Source organism: Aliidiomarina sanyensis, assembly GCF_003987175.1.
Lineage (GTDB): Bacteria > Pseudomonadota > Gammaproteobacteria > Enterobacterales > Alteromonadaceae > Aliidiomarina > Aliidiomarina sanyensis.
In genome coordinates, this window is sequence record NZ_PIPM01000011.1 from 31,049 (window position 1) to 51,099 (window position 20,051).

Consider the following 20,051-nt stretch of genomic DNA (forward strand, 5'->3'; position numbering starts at 1 on the left):
TTCAGGCATTAAAAAAGGGAGGCGTTTGAGCCTCCCTTCGTCGTTCCAAGTGCAAGGAATTAATTGCGACGGTCTTCGGTTTCGAGGCGAAGTGCTTCGAACTCGTTGCCGGGTGCCCAACGAGGCCACGCGCGACTATTGGCCAATTCATGGCCGACACGGAAGTAGATCCATAGGTCTTGATGGACGCCACGCAAATCCCAGTCTGGGTTATATTCATCAGCAGGCTTATGGTATTTCTCTGCGTATAGACGAGCTTGGTTTGCTTCGCCGTACTCACGCCCATTGAAGAAATGATCGACACCACCTTTCGCATACAGCACTGGGATGCCTTTCTTGGCCATGCTGAAGTGATCAGAGCGATAGAAAATGCCGGCCTCTGGGTTGTTTTCCGGAGCGAGATAGCGGTTCTGTGCGACGACATGCGGCTCGGCATACGCTTGCATATCTGAGTTATTCCAACCGACCACGACAAAGTCTCGGACAGGGCCATACATATTCAGCATGTCCATGTTAATACCCGCAACGGCTTGATCAATGGGCAGCAAGGGGTTGTCTGCATACCAAGCGGAGCCGAGTAAGCCGCGCTCCTCCGCACCGACTAACGCAAACACAATCGTCCGCTCAGGCTGCGGTCCTTGCGCAAACTTTTCTGCAATTGAGAGCACACCAGCGGTACCGCTTGCGTTATCTTGTGCTCCGTTGTAGATGTCGCCACTGATCGGATCGACACCGAGATGATCCCAGTGAGCCATGTAAATCACATGCTCTTCCGGATAAGTCGACCCCTCGATATAACCGATAATGTTGTGTGTATCGATATAAGAAAACTCATTCTCGACAATCATCGACAATGACGTATTCAGGTCCACAGGCGCAAAATCGCTGGATAATGCGAGTTCATGTGCTTCAGCCAATGTCATTCCGGCGTTGGCGAAGAGCTTTTCTGCACTGTCGGCAGTGACCCAGCCTTCAAGCTCTACACGGTCCATGTTGTTGTTTTCGGTCTTCATCATAAAGCGAACTGGCGAGCCACCCGCGATCACGCCCCAACCATAGCCGGCAGGGCCGTCTTCGTGAATGATAATAGCGCCGGTGGCGCCTTGGCGGGCCGCCTCTTCAAATTTGTATGTCCAACGACCATAGTAAGTCATTGAATTCCCGTTGAAGAGTGCTGGATCTTGCGTTGCATAACCGGGATCGTTGACAAACATGACGACTGTCTTGCCTTCAACATCAAGGCCTTCATAGTCATTCCAATCAAACTCAGGGGCAACAATTCCGTATCCGACAAACACCATGTCGCTTTCTGAGACTTCAATGGCATCGACCACGCGACTTGTCCAGCCCATCATTTGGGACCGATAGGAAAGTTCACTGGTTTCACCTTCATGGGTCAGCGTCATATTGGTCACGCGACTTGGAGCAACGCGCACCAGTGGTACAGGTTGTGTGTAGTCTTCGTTGGTAAACGACTTAATCCCATGCTCACGAAAAACGTTTGCGGCGTACTCGATGGTGAGCTCTTCACCGCGAGTCCCCGGAGCACGGCCTTCGAATTCATCAGAAGCAAGGGTACGTAAATGGTCGCGATACGTATCGCTAAAGTGACTATCAACTAATCCATCCGCATCGGTTTGCGCGGGATACAACGGTTCTTCCACTTGGGGAGCTGGAGAGCACGCTGTCGCGAGCACGAGTGCCGATGCGCACAAGGTAAAGTAGCGCATGAAGATTTCCTCTTTCTCGTTATTTGAACGGGCATTGTTTCATCAACACTTCATCATACCCGAAATCCATGCGGCGGGCATCTCCCACTTGATGGGCGACCTCGCGGGCGTCTTGTCTCGATAGACGCGCACAAAAAAGGAGGGCCGAAGCCCCCCTTCATCATCACTTCCCAACAGGGAAAGAGGAAGTTAGATGATTAGTACGAATCAGACTCACGCATTTCTTCGACAGCCTGCTGGATCTCAGGATCGTTTTGCAGACGATACGCAAGCGCGTTGTACTCTTCGACGGTCAAACCTGTGTCTTCAACGGCTTCAACCATTTCACGCTGAGCGTTAATTTGGAGCTCTTGCGCTTGCTCCTGAGTCTCTACACTTTCCAGTGCAGTGACAAACTCTTCATTAATGCGCTCGATGTGACCAATCGCATAAACAAACTTTTCCAGTTGTTCTTCGGTCACTGGCTCGTTCGCCATTTGCTCCATTTGCTGCTGAGCATATGCAGCTTGGTCATCTTGCTGAGCAATCGCTGGCATAGAAAACATTGCAGCGGCAATCGCAGAGAGTGCAAAAGTACGTTTCAACATAGTGTCCTCCTTCAAGAACAAAAATAATTTTATGTGTTCACTGAAATACGTTGCGAAGACCGTGCCAACTTTCATGTATTTTTAATAAATAATTGATTTGTATGGATTATGTTTTGTTTTTCGAATTGTTTACGCTGCGCCACGCCTTAAAAGAACGATGTTATGTGTATACTTTTGTCACATGTGTCATTTTTATACGTGTCAATTTGTGTCACAATAGCCCTGCTGATTATTTTTTCATCAGGGAGAGTTTACCCACCTCAAAGTACTAAACAGAGCATTAATTTATGGAATCGAGCACATTGCAAACCGCCCCGCCCCCACGTCCTCCTGTTTGGCGATTGACAGGCATTCAGCGAGCCCTCCTTTTATATGTTGTTCTGCCAATTTTGGCTGTGATAGGGATTGGTTTGGGTGTCGGGCTCGAGCGAATGAATAGTCAGGAAACCGAGCGATTGAAGAGTGATCTTGAATTGCTCGGGCGCGCAATTCGCTTGCCTGTTCAAGAAGCATTGATGGCGGGTGATTTTGAGGCGGTGGAACGCGCTTTGGATTCGGTTTTTGATATTGGGCGGGTATATGGCGCCTCCGTTTATGACATCAACGGAACGCAAGTTGCCGCCGCGGGGATTGCCTCACGGGATCTCACTCGAAGCCGAGTGGCACAAGAAGTCGTTGTTACGGGGGAGCAGCAAGATCGGGTCCGTGAGATATCAGGTGTTGATATGTACTCGCAATTTTTGCCAATTTTTGATGCGCTTGGACAGCCCAATGGATTTATCCAGATCAACCGACAAGCAAGCGACTTTGATGCGAGCTTTCGCCGTTTGAGTCTATGGGCTTGGACTATATGGGCGGTGATGGCAGTCCTTACCATCACGATTGTCATTTTCGGTCATTACCGAGGGCTTGGGCGGCACATGGATTCGCTGAAACATACCATGAACCGGGTTGAAGCTGGCTATCGTGAATCCCGCGCACCGGAACAAGGGCCAAGTGAATTGGCCGACATTGCGCGTGGGTTAAATCAGATGCTCGATAGTATTGAGCGTAAAGATGAAGCGCTTGAACTCTCCCGTCAGCATGAAGAGGAGATGGCCCAACGGCTCCAGCATCAAGAGCAAATGGCCGCGATTGGCCGCGTTGCAAGTGGCATCGCCCATGAGCTCGGGGCGCCATTAACAGTGATCGACGGACGCGCTCGACGATTACAAAAATCGACCGGCGATGAGGAGCAATTGCGTCAATTGAATGCAATTCGCGGGCAAGTTGCCCGCTTGACGCGAATCGTTCAACAACTTTTGAATTATTCGCGGCCCGGTCAACTAGGTGACCCGGCCGTTTTCACGCATGTTAAGCTCGAGACCTTGCTCACCGGTGTACTGGAAAGCGTCCGCCATGAGCTCCCCGAGGAAGCGCCGAAGTTAACGCTGCATGCCCCAGAAAAATCAGTACCGCTCATCAAAGGAAATAAGGCGCGTCTCGAACTCGCGTTGGTGAATCTCGTTCGAAACGCGGCTCAAGCTGCTGAACATCATGTGGATGTCGCCATTGAGGCGATAGGCGTGGAGCCAAGTTTGCACGAACGTCGCCAGTCGGAGTTGCTTATTTGGGTGCTGGATGACGGTGCTGGATTACCTATCGATGTGGATGCAAAAAAATTGATGGAGCCGTTTTTTACAACCAAAGGTCAAGGGGAAGGAACAGGACTCGGATTAGCGATCGTGGACAATGTGGCGCGAGAGCATGGTGGTTTTGTGCAGATTCGGAACCGGCGTGACCGGCAAGGGTGTGAAGTCGTCATGCGATTGCCGATCCATTTGGATGTGGCGAGTTAGATAATTGAGACTATATGAAAGAGCGAATCGTTGTAATTGAAGATGACCCAGGACTTGCAGAGCTTCTCGTCGAAGAGCTTGAAGCGGAAAGTTTTGAGGTTTGGCATGCAGAATCCGTAGAAACCGGTTGGCCGCTGACCGAAAATCACCAGCCGAGTTTGGTGATTAGTGACTTGCGTTTACCTGGGGCCGATGGGATGAGCTTAATACCGCGATTAAAAGCCTTACCCGATGCGCCAGCCATGCTTCTGATCACAGCGTTTGGAACGGTGAATCAAGCGGTCGAAGCACTGAAGCAAGGAGCCGACGACTTTTTAACCAAACCGCTCGATATTGAACATCTCTTAATCAGCGTACAGCGCTTGTTGGACAATCGCCGTTTACGAACCGAGGTGGCCAGTATGCGAGCGGAACAACGGGCAGATGACTTTCATGGAATGCTCGGTAAGAGCCGTGTGATGCGCCAGCTTTATCAACGGATTGCTCAAGTCGCTGGGTCAGACGCGCCGGTTCTAGTCCTGGGTGAGAGTGGCACAGGGAAAGAGCTTGTTGCTCGGGCAATTCATGCAGAAAGTCAGCGCGCTGAGGGGCCCTTTCGGGCGGTGAACTGTGCAGGTATTCCCGCAGAGCTCATGGAAAGTGAGTTTTTTGGCCATGCGGCAGGGGCGTTTACCGGCGCGCAAAAAGCGCGTGCAGGCCTGTTGAAAGAAGCTGAGGGGGGAACGTTACTGCTTGATGAAATAGGCGAAATGCCGTTGGACCTTCAAGCGAAGTTGCTGCGTGTCCTGCAAGAAGGAAGTATGCGACCGGTTGGCTCGGACCGTGAAGTAACGGTCGATGTGCGCATTGTTGCGGCGACCCACCGAGACCTCGAAGCAGATGTTGCAGAAGGGAAATTTCGGCAGGACTTATTTTATCGTCTCGAAACACTGAGCTTACAGGTTCCTGCATTGCGTGAACGGGGTGATGACCGAGAACTACTCGCCCAAACAATTTTAGCGAACTTAACCAAAACACAAGAAAATCCTCCGGTCTTCAGCCCGGAGGCAATGGATCGCATTTACCGTTATCCATTTCCGGGAAATGTCCGTGAGTTGCAGAACGCAATTGAGCGTGCTGTAACCTTCTCAGAAGGACCGGTTATTGAGGCTCATCACCTGCCGGAGCGGATGCAACAGACACTCGAATTTCCAGAACCTGCGGCAAATGAGACACAAAAACAGCCGCTGCGAAGTCTCGATGAAGTACAACAGGAATATGTGCAATACGTACTGCGAGAGACGGGAGGAAATAAACGAAAAGCCGCCGAGATTCTTGGGGTTACTCGGCGGACTTTGTATCGTTGGTTAGCGCAGACCGAGGAGTCAGAGTCCGATACGGATGACTAGCTAAAAGCGGCGTGTCAGCTCGAATCCAGCGAGCCAGATCCGACCGGGTGCCGGTTCAAACGAGCGACCGTTGCCTTGATTGACCACCACGGAACCCACATAGGTTTTGTCCGTCAGGTTTTCTAACCGGAACCAAGGTAAAACCTCCCAATCACCCCACTGCATTGGATGCTGGACCGCTGCGCTCCAGACCGTTGCGGATGGCGCATATTCATCGTTCGCATCCGTGGTCGCAACGCGCGAGCGATACTGTGCGGCTAGCTGGATACGGAGTCCACTTTGAGTCAGCGGACGCCACTCAACTTGCGTATACAGATTCGAGCGCGCGAGCCCAGGCAGACGATTCCCATCGTTCGCTTCCCCAACATAACGTGCATCGAGCCAGGTATAAGCACTGCGCAAGGACCAGTTCGGACTCCAATCCCACTGGAGACTTAACTCCGCACCGTCGCGGCGAGTGCGCGCCGCGTTACGGTAGGTCGTCCGACCGTCGATACTTTGGTCTACGACAAGATCATCTCGCGTGTCGATGGTAAAGATAGACGCCTGACCACGAATTGTGGAATAAAACCATTTGAGGCCAAGCTCATGTTGATCAAGTTGTGCAGCACGGAGCTCGGTGTTCAATCCAGTCCCTTCATTTTGATAGGCCATTTCCGTCAGCGTTGGCGTTTCAAATCCGCGTCCCGTTGCTACAAAAGCGCTCATTGTCTGCGAGATCTGATAGTTCAGACCGGTACTCCAACTCCACTCAGCGTATTGCGTTTCTCCGCTATCGTCCGGGTTGCCGGGCACGATAAAGCGGTCATCGACACGAAAATCAAGGTCGCTATAGCGGACACCAGCAAGCCAAACGAGATTGGAGGTGAGCTGCACATCACTAATGATGGAACCGTCGTAACTGCGGACTTTTCCAGTCTCATCGCGACGGAGATCGCCCCGTACGCCCATATCATTGATAAAACCTAAGCGCTCATCGGTTTGTCGTTCGAGATCAACACCCAGGGTGAGACGCCAATCGATGTCGCGCAAGGGCTGCCACGCGTAACTTCCATGAAGTCCTGAAAAGCTGCGTTCAAGGTCGACAACTCCTCCGCTTGCGGTGATCGCAGAGCCCGGAAAAGCGAGATACTGCACCACATCCCGCTGTCCGTTCCACACCCCCACTTGCCATTCATGCTGGGGAAGACGTTCCCGCAAGGTAACGGACTGCTGTCGATGGCGAATGGTTTTGCGCGTTCCGAAGGTGAGGGCCGGTGCTGCTATTTGATTTGGATCGGCGCGCCATTGTTCAGGGGTTAAGGCAAGGGGATCTTCAAGCAATGGTGCATCATTGTCGTCCCAGCGAACAATCAGCTCCATGCTATCGGTGAGGTCGTAGTACCATCGACCGGCCCATTGATCGCGTTTAACCTGACTATTCGGGCGATCCCCAGCGGTGCGGAAGCGCACGTAATCCAACGTGACGGCGGAACGATCCGTACTGTATACACCCCGCGCTCGTTGCTTCTCGCGGGACGCGGAGCCTGCACTTCCATCGAAGCGGACGAGACGCTCTTGGGGACGTTCACTTTGTAGATCAATCACGCCACCGGCGGAGTTTCCATAAATTGCTGCGAAGGGCCCCCGAAGTACCTCGACCCGAGCGGGTTCGTCGAGCAAAATGCTGGACGTTTGTGCTTGTCCATCGGGCATCGACAACGGAATGCCATCGAGGCGCAGACGCACACCTCGAACTCCGAATGCCGCACGGGCACCAAAGCCTCGTAATGTGATGCGTGTGTCTTGGGCGAAGTTATACCGCGTGTCGACTTGAACGCCCGTTAATCCTTGTAGCAGCTCCGCTGCATCGGTTCGTTGGCCAGGAAGTTGCTGATCGACTTCCACGCGCTCAACCGAAGCAGGCGTTGCAAGCCAGGGGCGCTCTGAACGGGTTGCGGTGACCACCACATATTCATCGGCGCGTGCTGCCGCGTCGGATTCCTGTGATTGCTCTTGTGCTTGTGCAGCCGCCCCAGAAATAAACAGGCTCGCCAAGATAGCGAGCCTGATCGGGTTGACGGCGAAGCTGCTTAGACTCGGCACTACAAAAGCCTGGGTCATTGCTTACTCCTTGGTCGGTTTAATTCGCTGGACGCATCCGCAGTACTTTGGCGTTTTCGCGCTCATCGGTCAGCAGGTAAAGATAACCGTCGGGACCTTGACGGATTTCTCGGATACGATAGTCCATATCCATACGCTCTTCGTGAATGACGCGGTCGCCATCAATTTCGAGACGCGCGATAACTTCACCTCGTAAGCCTGCTGCTAGCACATTCCCTTGCCACTCTGGGAATGCATCACCGTCGTAAAAGGTCATTCCAGCAACGGCAATGGAAGGTGTCCAATGCCAAACGGGCAATTCGGTCCCTTCGACATAAAAGCCGACTGTCTCGCTCATTTGCCCACCACCGTAGGCCTCTCCGTGAGTAGCCAGTGGCCAACCATAGTTTTTACCAGGCTCGGGCAGATTCAGTTCATCTCCGCCTTGAGGGCCATGCTCAACGGCCCAAACTCGGCCGGTGCTAGGTTGAATATCAATGCCTTGAATGTTCCGGTGGCCGTAAGACCAAATTTCAGGCAGTGCACCCTCGCGTCCAACAAACGGGTTATCCTGTGGAACGTCGCCGTTTGCATAGAGACGGATCAACGTCCCGGTATGGCTGTCGAGATCTTGCGATTCCATCATTTGATGACCGCGGTCACCCAAGCCGACGAAGAGATAACGACCGTCTTGGCTAAAGACCATACGTCCGCCATAGTGACGCCCGCCTTCCACTTTTGGATATTGGCTGAAGATGCGTTCAAAGCCGACAAGCTCACCATCCCCAAGAACGGCATGCCCAACAGCTGTGCTGGTAATGTTGCTGCCGGATGCTTCAGGTTCAGACCATGAGATGTAAATTCGATTCGATGTTTCGAAATCAGGTGCTAAGGCGACATCAAGCAGGCCACCCTGATTCCGCACGATCACTTCAGGAACACCACGAATCGGATCGCCCAAGGTTCCGTCTGCTTCAATAATGCGCAAACGGCCTTCCATTTCAGTTACGAGCATCCGCCCTTCTGGCAGAAAAGCGATACCCCACGGGCGGACCAAACCATCAGCAACCGTTTCAACTTCAACATCGGCCCAACGGGTTTCGATGGTTTTCGCCTCGGCTTGGGAAACAAGCAATGCAGATGTGCCGAGTGCGAGGGATGTAGCCAACGCAATGGATGCGATTTTCATGTGTCACTCCTTGGTTGAAAACTTCTCAGTTTTAGAAGTAGTCAGCGCCATCTTTGGCGCTGACTTGGATTAATAACAATAGATCATTACCATTTTCCTGCAAAATTCGATCAGTTCAGACGTTGACTCGACGATTTTTTAGGATGGTTCGCAAGGACTTACTTTAGTGTTGAGATGGGTAACAATGCAGCCAACTCCTCTGCAAGTTTTCGAAACGTCTGACGACGGCTGGTTGTCGGGCGGAACACCAAACCAATTTCTCGATAGGCTTCACCATCGGTTGGGTCGACCGTGGTCAATTCGGTTCCATTGAGAATTCCGGCATCGATCGCCATTTGAGGGACAAAGGTTGCCCCATTGAGGGATTCTGCCATTTGTACGAGGCTGTGGAGACTCGAGGCAGTAAAAGGGTTTACTTTCTCGCGATTACCAAGACGACAAGCCGTCACCGCGTGCTCCGTCAGGCAGTGTTCTTTCTCAAGCAAGAAAATGCTTTTATCAGGTAGCTTGTTGTAGATGACAGGATCCCCCGCGATGCTCGCCATTTCTTCAGTGAGTACCATTTTGAAGGGGTCTTGGCCAATAACCCATTGCTGATTTCCCTGCAGATCGATCGGCAACGCCACGATAAGCACATCGAGTTCACCATCTCGAAGTAAATTCATGAGCTGCTGGGTGGTGTCTTCGCGAATCAGCAGTTCGAGCTTCGGGTATTGGTCTCGAAGCCGGCGACTCAAAGGACCGAGCATAAATGGGCCTATGGTGGGAATGCAGCCAACGCGGAGTGGGCCCTCCATAATTTTTCCCTGACTTTGCGCATGATTTACGAGCTCTTCGGTGCTGGTCAGGATAGCGCGAGCGCGCTCCACAATTTCCTCACCCATGCCCGTGAACAAAAAAGACTTATGATCACGTTCAATCAGCTGGCATCCGAGCTGCTCTTCTAAATTTTGAATCCCACTACTCAACGTAGACTGGCTTACAAAGCACGCCTGAGCTGCCCGGTTAAAGTTTTGGTGTTGGTGCAGTGCCAACAAATAGCTAAGGTTTTTCAGGCTGGGCAATTTACTCATATTTCACTCCGACGGTGACGCTCAAAGCAAGGCCAAACGTCTAATCATAATATCCGATTATATTAATAGCTTTTATTCGTTTTAATCAATAGTCACTGATCGCTACTATGCATCCCGAGTTTAAGACCAACCCCAAACTTTTGGAGAAAATACAATATGTTAACAATTGGTGATACGTTGCCCGAGTTTTCTGTAGTCGCCGCGAAGCCTGGCTTTAACATGCCAGAGGAAAACGGTGAGAGCGCGTTCGAAACTATCACGCAGGACAGCTTCGCAGGGAAGTGGAAAGTCATTTTCTTCTATCCAAAAGATTTCACCTTCGTGTGCCCAACTGAAATCGTTGAGTTTGCGAAGCTGAACGAAGAGTTCGCAGACCGTGATGCAGTTGTACTCGGCGGCAGCACAGACAACGAATTCGTGAAGTTAGCATGGCGCCGTGAGCACCCAGATCTGAACGGTTTGAACCAGTACTCATTCGCTGACACGGCAGGTGATCTGGTAGACGGCTTAGGTATTCGCGACAAAGCGGAAAACGTTGCGCTGCGTGCGACCTTCATCGTCGACCCGCACAACGTTATTCAGCACGTATCGGTCAACGCCTTGAACGTGGGTCGGAATCCAGCGGAAGTCCTGCGGATTCTTGACGGTCTGCAGACTGACGAGCTGTGTCCATGTAACCGCCCTGTTGGCGGTGACACCCTTCAAGTCGCTTAACTGCAGCTGATGGCCAGCGCTTCGGCGCTGGCCCTTTAAAAGATGAACTAGACACCCCCCAACACGAGATTGAGAGACATCATGGCAATTGCAGAATACAAGCAGAACCTGGGTGACCACGGTAAAGATATTAAGCTGAACCTATCGAATTTGTTCGGCAATGTTGATTCCTCAGGCATGACCCCAGTGCAGTTTTATGGAACTGCCCTCTCTCTGGTCTATGCCCTCGACAACCGCGAATTGATCGAAGCGGTTGAGACTGAAGCCCACGATAAAGTGGATGCCAACGTATTTGGAGCGGCAAAAATTGCTGCCACTTTGATGGCGATGAACAACATTTACTATCGTTTTGTCCACCTCAGTACCGATAAACAATTTGCGAAACTGCCTGCTGGCTTGCGCATGAATGGTATGGCGAACCCCGGTGTGGACAAAGCGGATTTCGAACTTTATTCCCTCGCGGTTTCTGCATTGAACGGCTGCGGGATGTGCATTGATTCGCACGTCGGTGTGCTTTTGAAGCACGGCGTGAGTGCTCAAGCCATTCAGACATCGGTGAAGCTGGCAGCGGTCTTGAACGCTGCGAAAACAGCGCGCGCATTGTCATAATTTTGCAATCCCAGGGGAGTACGCTCTCCACACATGTTTCCCCTGGGGCAAAAACTGCGGTTTTCCCCAAAGACCGTGAGCTTTAGCCCGTCACCCCCTGACGGGCTTTTTTTTGGGTGGCTTGTCAGGGAATTCCATGCCGGCGTTATCCATAAATCTCAATCGGTTACGTACCATCTAGGTACGCGCCCTCAATCGCTTCACGGATGCCTTGGCCTGAAATCACCTGCCTGCGCTTCGAGCCAAGATGGGGTGGCTTGTCAGGGAATTCCATGCCGGCGTTATCCATAAATCTCAATCGGTTACGTACCATCTAGGTACGCGCCCTCAATCGCTTCATGGATGCCCCTCAAAGAACGTTGGTATCGTTCATAATTTTGTAGGGCTCTGGTACACTATGCGCACAGGTTTTCATAGAGCAGCCGTGGGGGCTGCTTTTCTCGTTGTAAAAGGTTTTTAATGGATTACATAACCGCGTTTTGGCTTGCCATTGTGCAAGGATTGACGGAGTTCTTACCCATTTCTAGCCAAGCGCACCTCGTGTTGGCGGGTCAGTGGCTTGGCGAGGTGTATCAAGGTCTGGACTTTGATGTGATATTGCACGCGGGGTCGCTCGTCGCGGTAATTACTTATTTCCGTAAGGAGATCTTCACCATGATTCGGGATTGGATGGGCGCAGTCAGTGGTGGCGAAAAAACCAAAGATTCGAAATTGGCGTGGTGGGTCATTATCGGAACGATCCCCGCCGGTGTTCTCGGATTGATTTTCAAAGATGCCGCTGAAGGATTGTTGCGTAGCGAAGTGATCATGGGTGTCGCACTTATCGTCTTTGGTTTGTTGCTCGGTTTGGCTGATTGGAAGGGACGTGGCGATCGGGACGAGTATTCGCTAACTTTGAAAGACGTCTTGATTATCGGGTTTGCGCAAGCCATCGCCCTGATCCCAGGCACGTCACGTTCGGGTATTACCATGACCGCAGCGCTGTTTTTGGGAATGTCGCGGGAGGCCGCAGCACGCTTCTCATTTTTGTTGTCGATTCCAATTATTGCGGCAGCGAGCTTACTTTCAGCGGTAACGCTATTGCGCAACGGCACCGAAATGCCGTGGGACATTCTGCTGTTAGGTTTCGTGGTTTCTGCTGTGAGTACCTATGCATGTATTCACTATTTCCTCGCGTTTATTAAGCGCATTGGTATGCAGCCGTTTGTGATTTACCGCCTTGCGTTAGGCGGCTTATTACTTTGGTTCTTTTTGTAAACCATCCCGTTGAGAGGGTTTCGTGATGATGAAGTTGAAAACTGGATTCCTGCTACTCATTGCCGTGCTCCTATTGAGCGCTTGCGGACCACGGATGGAACCTGCGCCAAAGGTGCTTGAAGGGCGAATCTTTGGGACGTTTTTTCAGGTAAGCATTGGTACACAGCATGACTTCGATGAAACTGAGATCAAAGAAGGCGTTCTCGCAGTACTGAATGAAGTAGACCGCCAAATGTCGACCTACCGAGATGATTCGGTACTCAACCAAGTGAACCGTGCTCCATTGGGAGAGGCTGTGGAAGTTCCAGAAGCACTTTTTTATGTGCTGCAACTTGGGTATGACATCGCTGAACTCTCGGACGGTGCATTTGATTTCACGGTTGGTGGCTTGGTGAATCTGTGGGGATTTGGGCCGCAAGGCCGGATTACTTCGGCTCCGGACGAAGATGAGCTTCAACAACGGTTACAAGAAGTCGGATATCGATTTGTTACATTAGATGCGAATAATCGCACGGTGACTCGACATGCCGATGTATTTATTGATTTATCAGGTATCGCCAAAGGTTATGGAGTTGACGCGGTAAGTGAGTACTTACTTGAGCAAGGGCTTGATAATCATCTTGTTAACATCGGGGGCGACTTAATTGCTCGGGGTCAACGGAACCCAGATCGGACGTGGCATATTGGGATTGAAGCCCCGAATGATGCACAACAGGTTGTCCGACATATTTTGCCGTTGTACGACATCGCCATGGTTGGTTCCGGAGATTATCGAAATTACTTTGAAGAAGATGGGGTTCGTTATTCCCATACGATCGATCCAACCACGGGCCGACCGATTGCTCATCGGCTCGCGGGTGTGAATGTGCTCGGAGCGAACACCACCGAGATTGATGCGCTTGCAACAGTATTCATGGTTCTAGGAGAAGAGCGCGGACTTGCGTTTGCCAACGAACATGACATCGCGGCGCTCTTTCTCTACCGAGCAAATGGGACATTCGAGTCGGTCGCATCTGATCGATTTGAACGTGAACATAGCGACAACATGGTTGTTCCCGAGGTTCACTGATATATTGCTAGCTCACAGGTTTAAATAATCGCGCAGGCTCGTTTTGACGGGCCTATAATCGCCCATGACAGAGGAGCAAAGATGTCATGACATATGAAGGCTATGAACATCTGATAGATTTGATTGCTCAAGGCGATGAGCAAGCATTGCGCAATGCATTGGAAGAAATCCCTCCTGCGGATATTGCCGAATACATTGACCAGAATTTTGAGGTGTACAGCACCCTCACTTTACTCGAGAAAATGGACGCTGAGCAGCAAGCGGAAGTTTTCGGTTATTTGCGTCCGCAGAATCAGCAAGAACTCGCCTCTCATATGGAAGTCAGTGTGCTCGCACAACTATTCCGCGATATGTCTTCGGATGAGCGGGCGGACGTGTATGCACTGCTTGATGTGAAACTTCAGGACGCGGTTATGCGTCGGCTTGCCAAACGTGATCGGGAAGACCTGTTGCGTTTGGCAAGCTACGAAGAAGGGACTGTTGGTGCCGTGATGACGTCGGATTATGCGACTATTCCGGAATCTGGTGTAGTTGAAGATGCGGTCCGACGATTACGCCAATCTGCACCCGAAAAAGAAACTATCTATCAAGTGTACGTGGTGGATAAAGACCATCGTCTTGCCGGTGTAGTCTCGTTGCGAGAACTGATTACCGCGGCCCCAACGGAAAAAATTCAGGATTTGATGACCCGTGATGTGGTCGCTCTAAAGCCGGAAATGCCTCAATCAGAAGCCGCACGGATCATCAGTCGTTATGACTTGATTGCGATTCCTGTGGTCTCTGAGGAGGACGTGCTGCTCGGTATCGTAACCTTCGATGACGCGATGGACGTGGTCCAAGAAGAAGACACAGAGAGCATGCACCGCTCGGCAACCGTTGGAAAGCTCGAGTCGAGTATTAAAGAAGCAAGTCCGGTGTTGATTTATCGCAGCCGAATTAACTGGCTAGTGCTTTTGGTGTTTGCCAACATCTTCTCAGGGCTAGGGTTGATGTATTTCGAGGAGACGATCGAAACCCACATTGCCTTGCTGTTTTTCTTGCCGCTTCTGATTGCTTCGGGGGGCAATACCGGTGCACAGGCCGCCACTCTGATTGTGCGGGGGATGGCGACCAATGATGTCGAGCGACGCGATTGGCTGTATATGCTTGGGAAAGAAATGTTGGTTTCGATGGGACTTGGAACCACCATGGCAATTGCGGTTGCTACAGTCGCGTTTTTCCGTGTGGACTCAGTGATTGTACCCATTGTCGCACTCAGTATGTTGAGTATTGTCCTCGTGGGGAGTCTGATCGGCGTCTTATTACCGTTCATTCTCAAACGTCTTGGCTGGGATCCCGCGGTTGCTAGTGCGCCCTTGGTGACGACCATTGCTGATGCGAGTGGTGTTCTCATTTATTTTGGTATTGCCGCGTCGTTCTTAACATTAACACCGCCTGCTTAATTGTTGATCCAGATCTTATCGATAGCCCTGATCTTTGAGGGGAATGGGCGTATAATGAGCCCATTCCTGAAGATGCAGAACGGCGGTTGATAACGTGGTGAAGCAAACCATTGAAGTACAGGATGCCCCTCCCAAGAATCATGGGGTACAGATGCAACGACCTGAAATCAAAAAGCCAGACAAAGGCTCAGGTCGGGGTAAAAATCATATCTATGTCCGTGAAGCAGAGGGGCGTGTGGAAACCACTCGTCGGGCACTCGGCTTCGTTTTGATGGCTCTTTTTCTGATCCTGCCTTGGCTGACCTGGAACGGTGAGCAAGCCATTCTTCTGAACCTTCTTGATCAACGCTTTCGTATTTTCGGCATGACCTTGTGGCCACAAGATCTCACTATATTGGCATGGATCTTTATGGTCGCAGCCTTTGCGCTGTTTCTTGTGACGACGCTATTTGGCCGGGTATGGTGCGGATTTACCTGCCCCCAAACCACATGGACGTTCATTTTCATGTGGTTCGAACGCAAGATTGAAGGGGGGCGTCATCAGCGCATGAAGCTCGATGAGCGGCCAATGGATGCGGACAAGTTTTTAAGAAAGTCAGCGAAACACACCGCTTGGGTTCTAGTTGCCTTATTTACTGCGTTGACCTTTGTCGGCTATTTCACGGATATCCGAACGCTCTTTCAAGAATTCTTTATTCTTCAAGCCTCTGCCTGGGCTACCGGCTCCGTGCTGTTCTTTACCTTTGCGACCTATGGGAACGCGGGATGGATGCGCGAGATTATGTGCACGCACATGTGTCCTTACGCGCGGTTCCAATCGGCCATGTTCGACAAAGACACTTTTATTGTGGCGTATGACGTCGATCGGGGCGAGCCGCGAGGACCGCGCAAGCGCAAAATCGATCCAAAGTCCGAAGGGCTTGGCGATTGTGTCGACTGCAACTTGTGTGTTCAGGTGTGTCCGACCGGTATCGATATTCGCAACGGACTACAATACGAGTGCATTAATTGCGGTGCCTGTATTGATGCCTGCGACAGTGTGATGGAGAAGATGGGCTACCCGAAGAAGCTCATTAGCTTTACCACTCAGCGTCGACTCGAAGGGGGCAAAACGAAAGTGTTCCGCTTCAAGAGTGTGGGCTATGGCGCTGCCCTTCTGGTGCTCACCGGCCTCTTGGTGGCGGATATCATTCTGCGGGTCCCACTTGAGTTTGATGTGATTCGGGACCGTGCAAGTTTGTACCGGGAAAATCAAGAAGGATGGATTGAGAATGTGTACACCTTGCGTGTGATTAACAAGTCACAACAGGCGCAAGAATATAGCTTCTCAGTCAGCGGTGTAGAGGATATGCAATGGTATGGCCCACAATCTTTGGTACTTGAGCCCGAGAGCTCGGAAGTGGTTCCGGTGACGATTGCGATTGACCCGTTCTTCTTGGAAACCCCGATCAAAGAAATCACTTTCACGATTCAATCGGTGGACGAAGAACGGATCCGGCGCCGTGTGCGCACTAACTTTATTTATCAATAGCGATTGATTCCTATACAACAAACAGGGCGTATATATTGTCGGATTTTAGTTTTCAAGGAGTCACCCCAGATACCATTTTGGATGCGATCGAATCCATCGGGTTGTATCCAACGTCCGGGCTTCTGCCGCTGAATAGCTATGAAAATCGGGTCTATCAGTTTCTTGCCGATGATCAAAAGCGTTACGTGGTGAAGTTTTATCGGCCGCAACGCTGGACGGATGCGCAAATTCTCGAAGAGCATGCGTTTACTGAAGAGTTGGCCATTGCAGAAATCCCTGTCGTGTGTCCCCTTAAGCTGGAGGGTCAGACCTTACACCATTGGCAAGGCTTTCGGTTTTCTGTCTTTCCTAGTATTGGAGGGCGGGCGCTCGAACCAGAGCAACTCGAGCAGCTCGAAGATCTTGGGCGTCATTTAGGGCGTTTACACTTGGTGGGCAGTGCGCGACCTTTTTCATCGCGACCCGCATTAATTGATGCAGAGAACCTGACGGAGGCTGTGCACGTATTAAAAAACTGCCCGCTGATCCCGGATTCGCTACACGTCCCATTTTTCACAATTTTAGATGTGGTGGTGGCGCGTTTAAAGGCGCTGGATTGGACTGCATATCCCACGGTGCGACTGCACGGAGATTGTCATATTGGTAATTTATTGTGGCGTCCAGAAGGTCTGACATTGGTGGATTTTGATGACTGTCGACAAGGCCCTGCGGTGCAGGATCTGTGGATGATGCTCTCGGGCGATCGGATGCAACAGCAAATGCAGCTTGAAACGCTGGTCGAAGGGTATGAGGAATTTATGCCATTTGATACGCGTCAGCTGCGCTTAATTGAACCTTTGCGTGCATTCAGAATCATTCAATATATGGCATGGTTAGCACGCCGATGGGAAGACCCCGCGTTTCCCCACAATTTCAGTTGGTTCGCGGAAGCGCGGTACTGGGAGCAGCAAATACTTGCGTTGAAGGAGCAACTTGCCGCTCTGGATGAAGCTCCTCTGCGCTTGCAGCCGGGTTTCAACTGACGGCATAATGCTATACGGATCGTATGAACTTAATTATTGGACGTTGTTCGTTCCATAGGACTTAAGAAAATGCAGAAACTCGCAGTCGTACTTTTGGCCATCGGCCTGTTTTTTACCTCACTTTACGCAGAAGCGTCATCAAGCCGTTTCCAAGAGGGTGTGCACTACACCGTCATTAGTGATCAGCGCAGCCGGAATCCAGAAATCATCGATTTCTTCTCACTGTATTGTAATGCGTGCTATCAATTTGCAACCTTCAGTGACACGTTAAAAGATGAGTTTGGTGACGCGTTCCGGAAATATCATGTAAATATCGTGGTGCCAAACAACACCATGCGCGATAACATCATGCAGATCTGGGCTACTGCTACCGTGCTGGGCGTTGATGAAGCCTTTGCAGAGCGTGTATTTCAGCGTCATTTCGTGCGCAATAGCTGGGTGAACTCAGTTTCCGATGCAAAAGCCGTATTTGCCGATCTCGGTGTCGATGAAGAGCGCTTTGATCGTGCGTGGAACAGTATGCAGGTGCGCAGTCTGACGAATCGGATGCGTTCGTTGCAAGATACCTTTAATGTACGTGCAACTCCGACGTACATCGTCAATCGGAAATACCAAATGAATCCACAAGGATTCCAAAACTCACGTAATTTCTTTGACGAATACTTGGCGCTGGCGCGTTACTTGATGGAAAAAGAATAAGCGACTCGCCAGAAATACCTAATTCGGCTGATTTGAGGCGCGGTTATGGATGACGTCATTACGGTTGTCACAGACTCGTTGCAGTGGTTAGAGCAACACCCTGATTTGCATATGGCAGCGGGATTGTTTGTTCTCCTGATCGTTGCATGGTTTGGTAACGCCGTTGTGAAGCGCCTGCTTGTGCGGGGCTTGATGAGAGCCCTGCGTGCATCGCCCCTTGGCCGCGATGAAACCCTCTCCAAAAACACCGTTATTGCTCGCATTGCTAATGTTATTCCTGCATTGATTATCGCAGTCGGGATTGCCCATGTCCCGAATTTACCGGATGTTCTGATTGCAATTATTCAGAATGTAGCCAATGCCTTTGTGGTATTGACGGTTGCGCTTGCCATCGTCAATGCATTGACGGTCATTAATACCATCTATGAGAAGCGCCCCGGCGCACATCTCAAACCCATTAAAGGGTATATCCAAGTTCTCAAGATTGTCGTGTATGTGGTTGCTGCCATCTTGATCATTGCAACACTGATTGATCGTTCGCCAGTTATTCTGCTCTCCGGGCTAGGAGCGATGGCGGCTGTGTTGATGTTGGTTTTCCAAGATACTTTGTTATCGCTTGTTGCGAGTATGCAGATCTCCTCAAACGACATTGTGCGTGTTGGTGATTGGGTCGAGATGCCATCACTGAATGCGGATGGTGATGTGATTGATATTGCGTTGCATACAATCAAAGTGCAGAACTGGGATAAAACCATCACCACTATTCCGACTCGGCGCTTTATCACCGACTCGTTTAAAAACTGGCGGGGCATGCAAGAGTCTGGAGGGCGCCGAATTATGCGAAACCTCCTTCTTGATCAGCAGAGCATAGGGTTTCTGGAGCCAGAAGAGAAAGAGCGGTTGAGCCAGTTTCGTTTGCTGCGGGATTATCTTGCGACCAAACAAAAAGATATTGATGAGTGGAACGCTAGTCTTGAAGACGATGGAAAGGTACCCATCAATACCCGTCGAATTACGAACCTTGGGACATTTCGTGCCTATGTACTGAACTACCTGAAAAACCACCCAGGTATCCATCAAGAAATGACGATGATGGTGCGACAGTTGTCGCCAACATCCGATGGTTTACCGTTACAGGTGTATGGTTTCACCAACACCGTTGCATGGGTAGAGTACGAGGCGATTCAGTCCGATATTTTTGACCACCTCTTGTCGATCCTTCCGGAATTTGGCTTGCGCGCATACCAACACCCAAGTGGCCTTGATGTGCGCGAGCTTGGTGAGCGCATCCGTGGCTCTGGTTTTACGTCCTTAAAAGAGTCGAGTGCAGATGAATAAAGGGCTGTGTTAGAGCCCTTTACTTGTTTACTCAATGACCTCTATTTTTACTTGCACCAGTCCGGAATTCAGATCCCCTATCCGACTAAATGCCGAGCGTGAAAGATCAATAATCCGACCTTCAATAAAAGGGCCTCGATCATTAATTCGCACCACAACACTCTGATTATTTGTGAGGTTTGTAACGCGTACGCGAGTCCCAAAAGGCAGCGTCTTATGCGCAGCGGTCATGGCCAGTTGATTGAAACGTTCACCATTCGCGGTTTGCCGGAATTGATACTTCATGGCGTAATAAGAGGCCACTCCTGTCTCGGTATATCCGACTAGTTCAGGGTTTGAGCGTGGAGGTGTGCTCGAACAGCCGCTTAACAGCGCACTCAATAACACGAACCCAAGTAATAGGTATCGAGACATACAATGTGTTCCCCAACTGATAAAAGCGACGCTGAATCTAGCATGCGGCTTTTAGGGATGCATGAATCT

General features: G+C 50.8%; 17 protein-coding genes. 11 read left to right on the plus strand and 6 right to left on the minus strand.

What is annotated here, in order from left to right; translation table 11 throughout:
- Positions 1 to 59: 59 nt before the first annotated feature.
- Both CWE11_RS09690 and CWE11_RS09695 read right to left on the minus strand, forming a co-directional pair.
- Positions 60 to 1,730, minus strand: a complete 1,671-nt coding sequence (locus CWE11_RS09690) for a M28 family metallopeptidase (protein WP_126777425.1) — start codon at positions 1,728 to 1,730, stop codon at positions 60 to 62.
- A gap of 197 nt (positions 1,731 to 1,927) precedes the next feature.
- Positions 1,928 to 2,317, minus strand: a complete 390-nt coding sequence (locus tag CWE11_RS09695; protein WP_157981340.1) for a DUF4168 domain-containing protein — start codon at positions 2,315 to 2,317, stop codon at positions 1,928 to 1,930.
- Positions 2,318 to 2,604: 287 nt separating this feature from the next.
- Between CWE11_RS09695 and CWE11_RS09700 the strand changes: the two genes are divergently transcribed.
- Together CWE11_RS09700 and CWE11_RS09705 are read left to right on the plus strand one after the other, a co-directional pair.
- Positions 2,605 to 4,155 carry a sensor histidine kinase gene (locus CWE11_RS09700; RefSeq protein WP_126777427.1) on the plus strand — a complete coding sequence of 517 codons (1,551 nt, stop codon included), beginning with the start codon at positions 2,605 to 2,607 and terminating at the stop codon, positions 4,153 to 4,155.
- A gap of 14 nt (positions 4,156 to 4,169) precedes the next feature.
- On the plus strand, positions 4,170 to 5,543 hold the full coding sequence (locus CWE11_RS09705) for a sigma-54-dependent transcriptional regulator (RefSeq protein ID WP_126777428.1): 1,374 nt from the start codon (positions 4,170 to 4,172) through the stop codon (positions 5,541 to 5,543).
- Here CWE11_RS09705 and CWE11_RS09710 read toward each other — a convergent pair whose 3' ends face one another.
- From CWE11_RS09710 to CWE11_RS09720, 3 genes are all read right to left on the minus strand, one after another.
- On the minus strand, positions 5,544 to 7,646 hold the full coding sequence (locus CWE11_RS09710; RefSeq protein ID WP_126777429.1) for a TonB-dependent receptor family protein: 2,103 nt from the start codon (positions 7,644 to 7,646) through the stop codon (positions 5,544 to 5,546).
- 19 nt (positions 7,647 to 7,665) lie between these two features.
- The gene (locus tag CWE11_RS09715) at positions 7,666 to 8,814 is read right to left on the minus strand and encodes a PQQ-dependent sugar dehydrogenase (protein WP_126777430.1); all 1,149 of its coding nucleotides are present in this window, start codon (positions 8,812 to 8,814) and stop codon (positions 7,666 to 7,668) included.
- A 158-nt stretch (positions 8,815 to 8,972) separates the two neighbouring features.
- Positions 8,973 to 9,887, minus strand: coding sequence for a hydrogen peroxide-inducible genes activator (locus CWE11_RS09720; protein WP_126777431.1), 915 nt, complete (start codon positions 9,885 to 9,887; stop codon positions 8,973 to 8,975).
- Between the two features lie 156 nt (positions 9,888 to 10,043).
- Here CWE11_RS09720 and CWE11_RS09725 point away from each other — a divergent pair, with 156 nt between their 5' ends.
- The 9 genes from CWE11_RS09725 to CWE11_RS09765 all read left to right on the plus strand — a co-directional run bounded on the left by CWE11_RS09725 (position 10,044) and on the right by CWE11_RS09765 (position 19,568).
- Positions 10,044 to 10,601, plus strand: a complete 558-nt coding sequence (locus CWE11_RS09725; RefSeq protein ID WP_126777432.1) for a peroxiredoxin — start codon at positions 10,044 to 10,046, stop codon at positions 10,599 to 10,601.
- 81 nt (positions 10,602 to 10,682) lie between these two features.
- Complete coding sequence (locus CWE11_RS09730; RefSeq protein ID WP_126777433.1) at positions 10,683 to 11,210, plus strand: carboxymuconolactone decarboxylase family protein; 528 nt, start codon at positions 10,683 to 10,685, stop codon at positions 11,208 to 11,210.
- A gap of 459 nt (positions 11,211 to 11,669) precedes the next feature.
- Positions 11,670 to 12,467, plus strand: coding sequence for an undecaprenyl-diphosphate phosphatase (locus CWE11_RS09735; protein ID WP_126777434.1), 798 nt, complete (start codon positions 11,670 to 11,672; stop codon positions 12,465 to 12,467).
- 25 nt (positions 12,468 to 12,492) lie between these two features.
- Entirely contained in the window at positions 12,493 to 13,536 is a 1,044-nt protein-coding gene (locus tag CWE11_RS09740) for an FAD:protein FMN transferase (protein WP_126777435.1), read from the plus strand.
- A gap of 86 nt (positions 13,537 to 13,622) precedes the next feature.
- Positions 13,623 to 14,978 carry a magnesium transporter gene (mgtE, locus tag CWE11_RS09745; protein WP_126777436.1) on the plus strand — a complete coding sequence of 452 codons (1,356 nt, stop codon included), beginning with the start codon at positions 13,623 to 13,625 and terminating at the stop codon, positions 14,976 to 14,978.
- A gap of 97 nt (positions 14,979 to 15,075) precedes the next feature.
- Entirely contained in the window at positions 15,076 to 16,509 is a 1,434-nt protein-coding gene (gene ccoG / locus CWE11_RS09750) for a cytochrome c oxidase accessory protein CcoG (protein WP_420808393.1), read from the plus strand.
- Positions 16,510 to 16,544: 35 nt separating this feature from the next.
- Complete coding sequence (locus tag CWE11_RS09755; protein WP_126777437.1) at positions 16,545 to 17,531, plus strand: serine/threonine protein kinase; 987 nt, start codon at positions 16,545 to 16,547, stop codon at positions 17,529 to 17,531.
- A gap of 69 nt (positions 17,532 to 17,600) precedes the next feature.
- Positions 17,601 to 18,230 (plus strand): thiol:disulfide interchange protein DsbA/DsbL, encoded by a 630-nt coding sequence (locus CWE11_RS09760; protein ID WP_126777438.1) that lies wholly within the window; start codon positions 17,601 to 17,603, stop codon positions 18,228 to 18,230.
- A 45-nt stretch (positions 18,231 to 18,275) separates the two neighbouring features.
- A complete protein-coding gene (locus tag CWE11_RS09765; RefSeq protein WP_126777439.1) occupies positions 18,276 to 19,568 on the plus strand; it encodes a mechanosensitive ion channel family protein in 1,293 nt (430 codons plus the stop codon).
- 27 nt (positions 19,569 to 19,595) lie between these two features.
- Here CWE11_RS09765 and CWE11_RS09770 read toward each other — a convergent pair whose 3' ends face one another.
- Positions 19,596 to 19,982: a septal ring lytic transglycosylase RlpA family protein gene (locus CWE11_RS09770; protein ID WP_126777440.1), complete on the minus strand. Its 387-nt coding sequence runs from the start codon at positions 19,980 to 19,982 to the stop codon at positions 19,596 to 19,598.
- Positions 19,983 to 20,051: the final 69 nt, after the last annotated feature.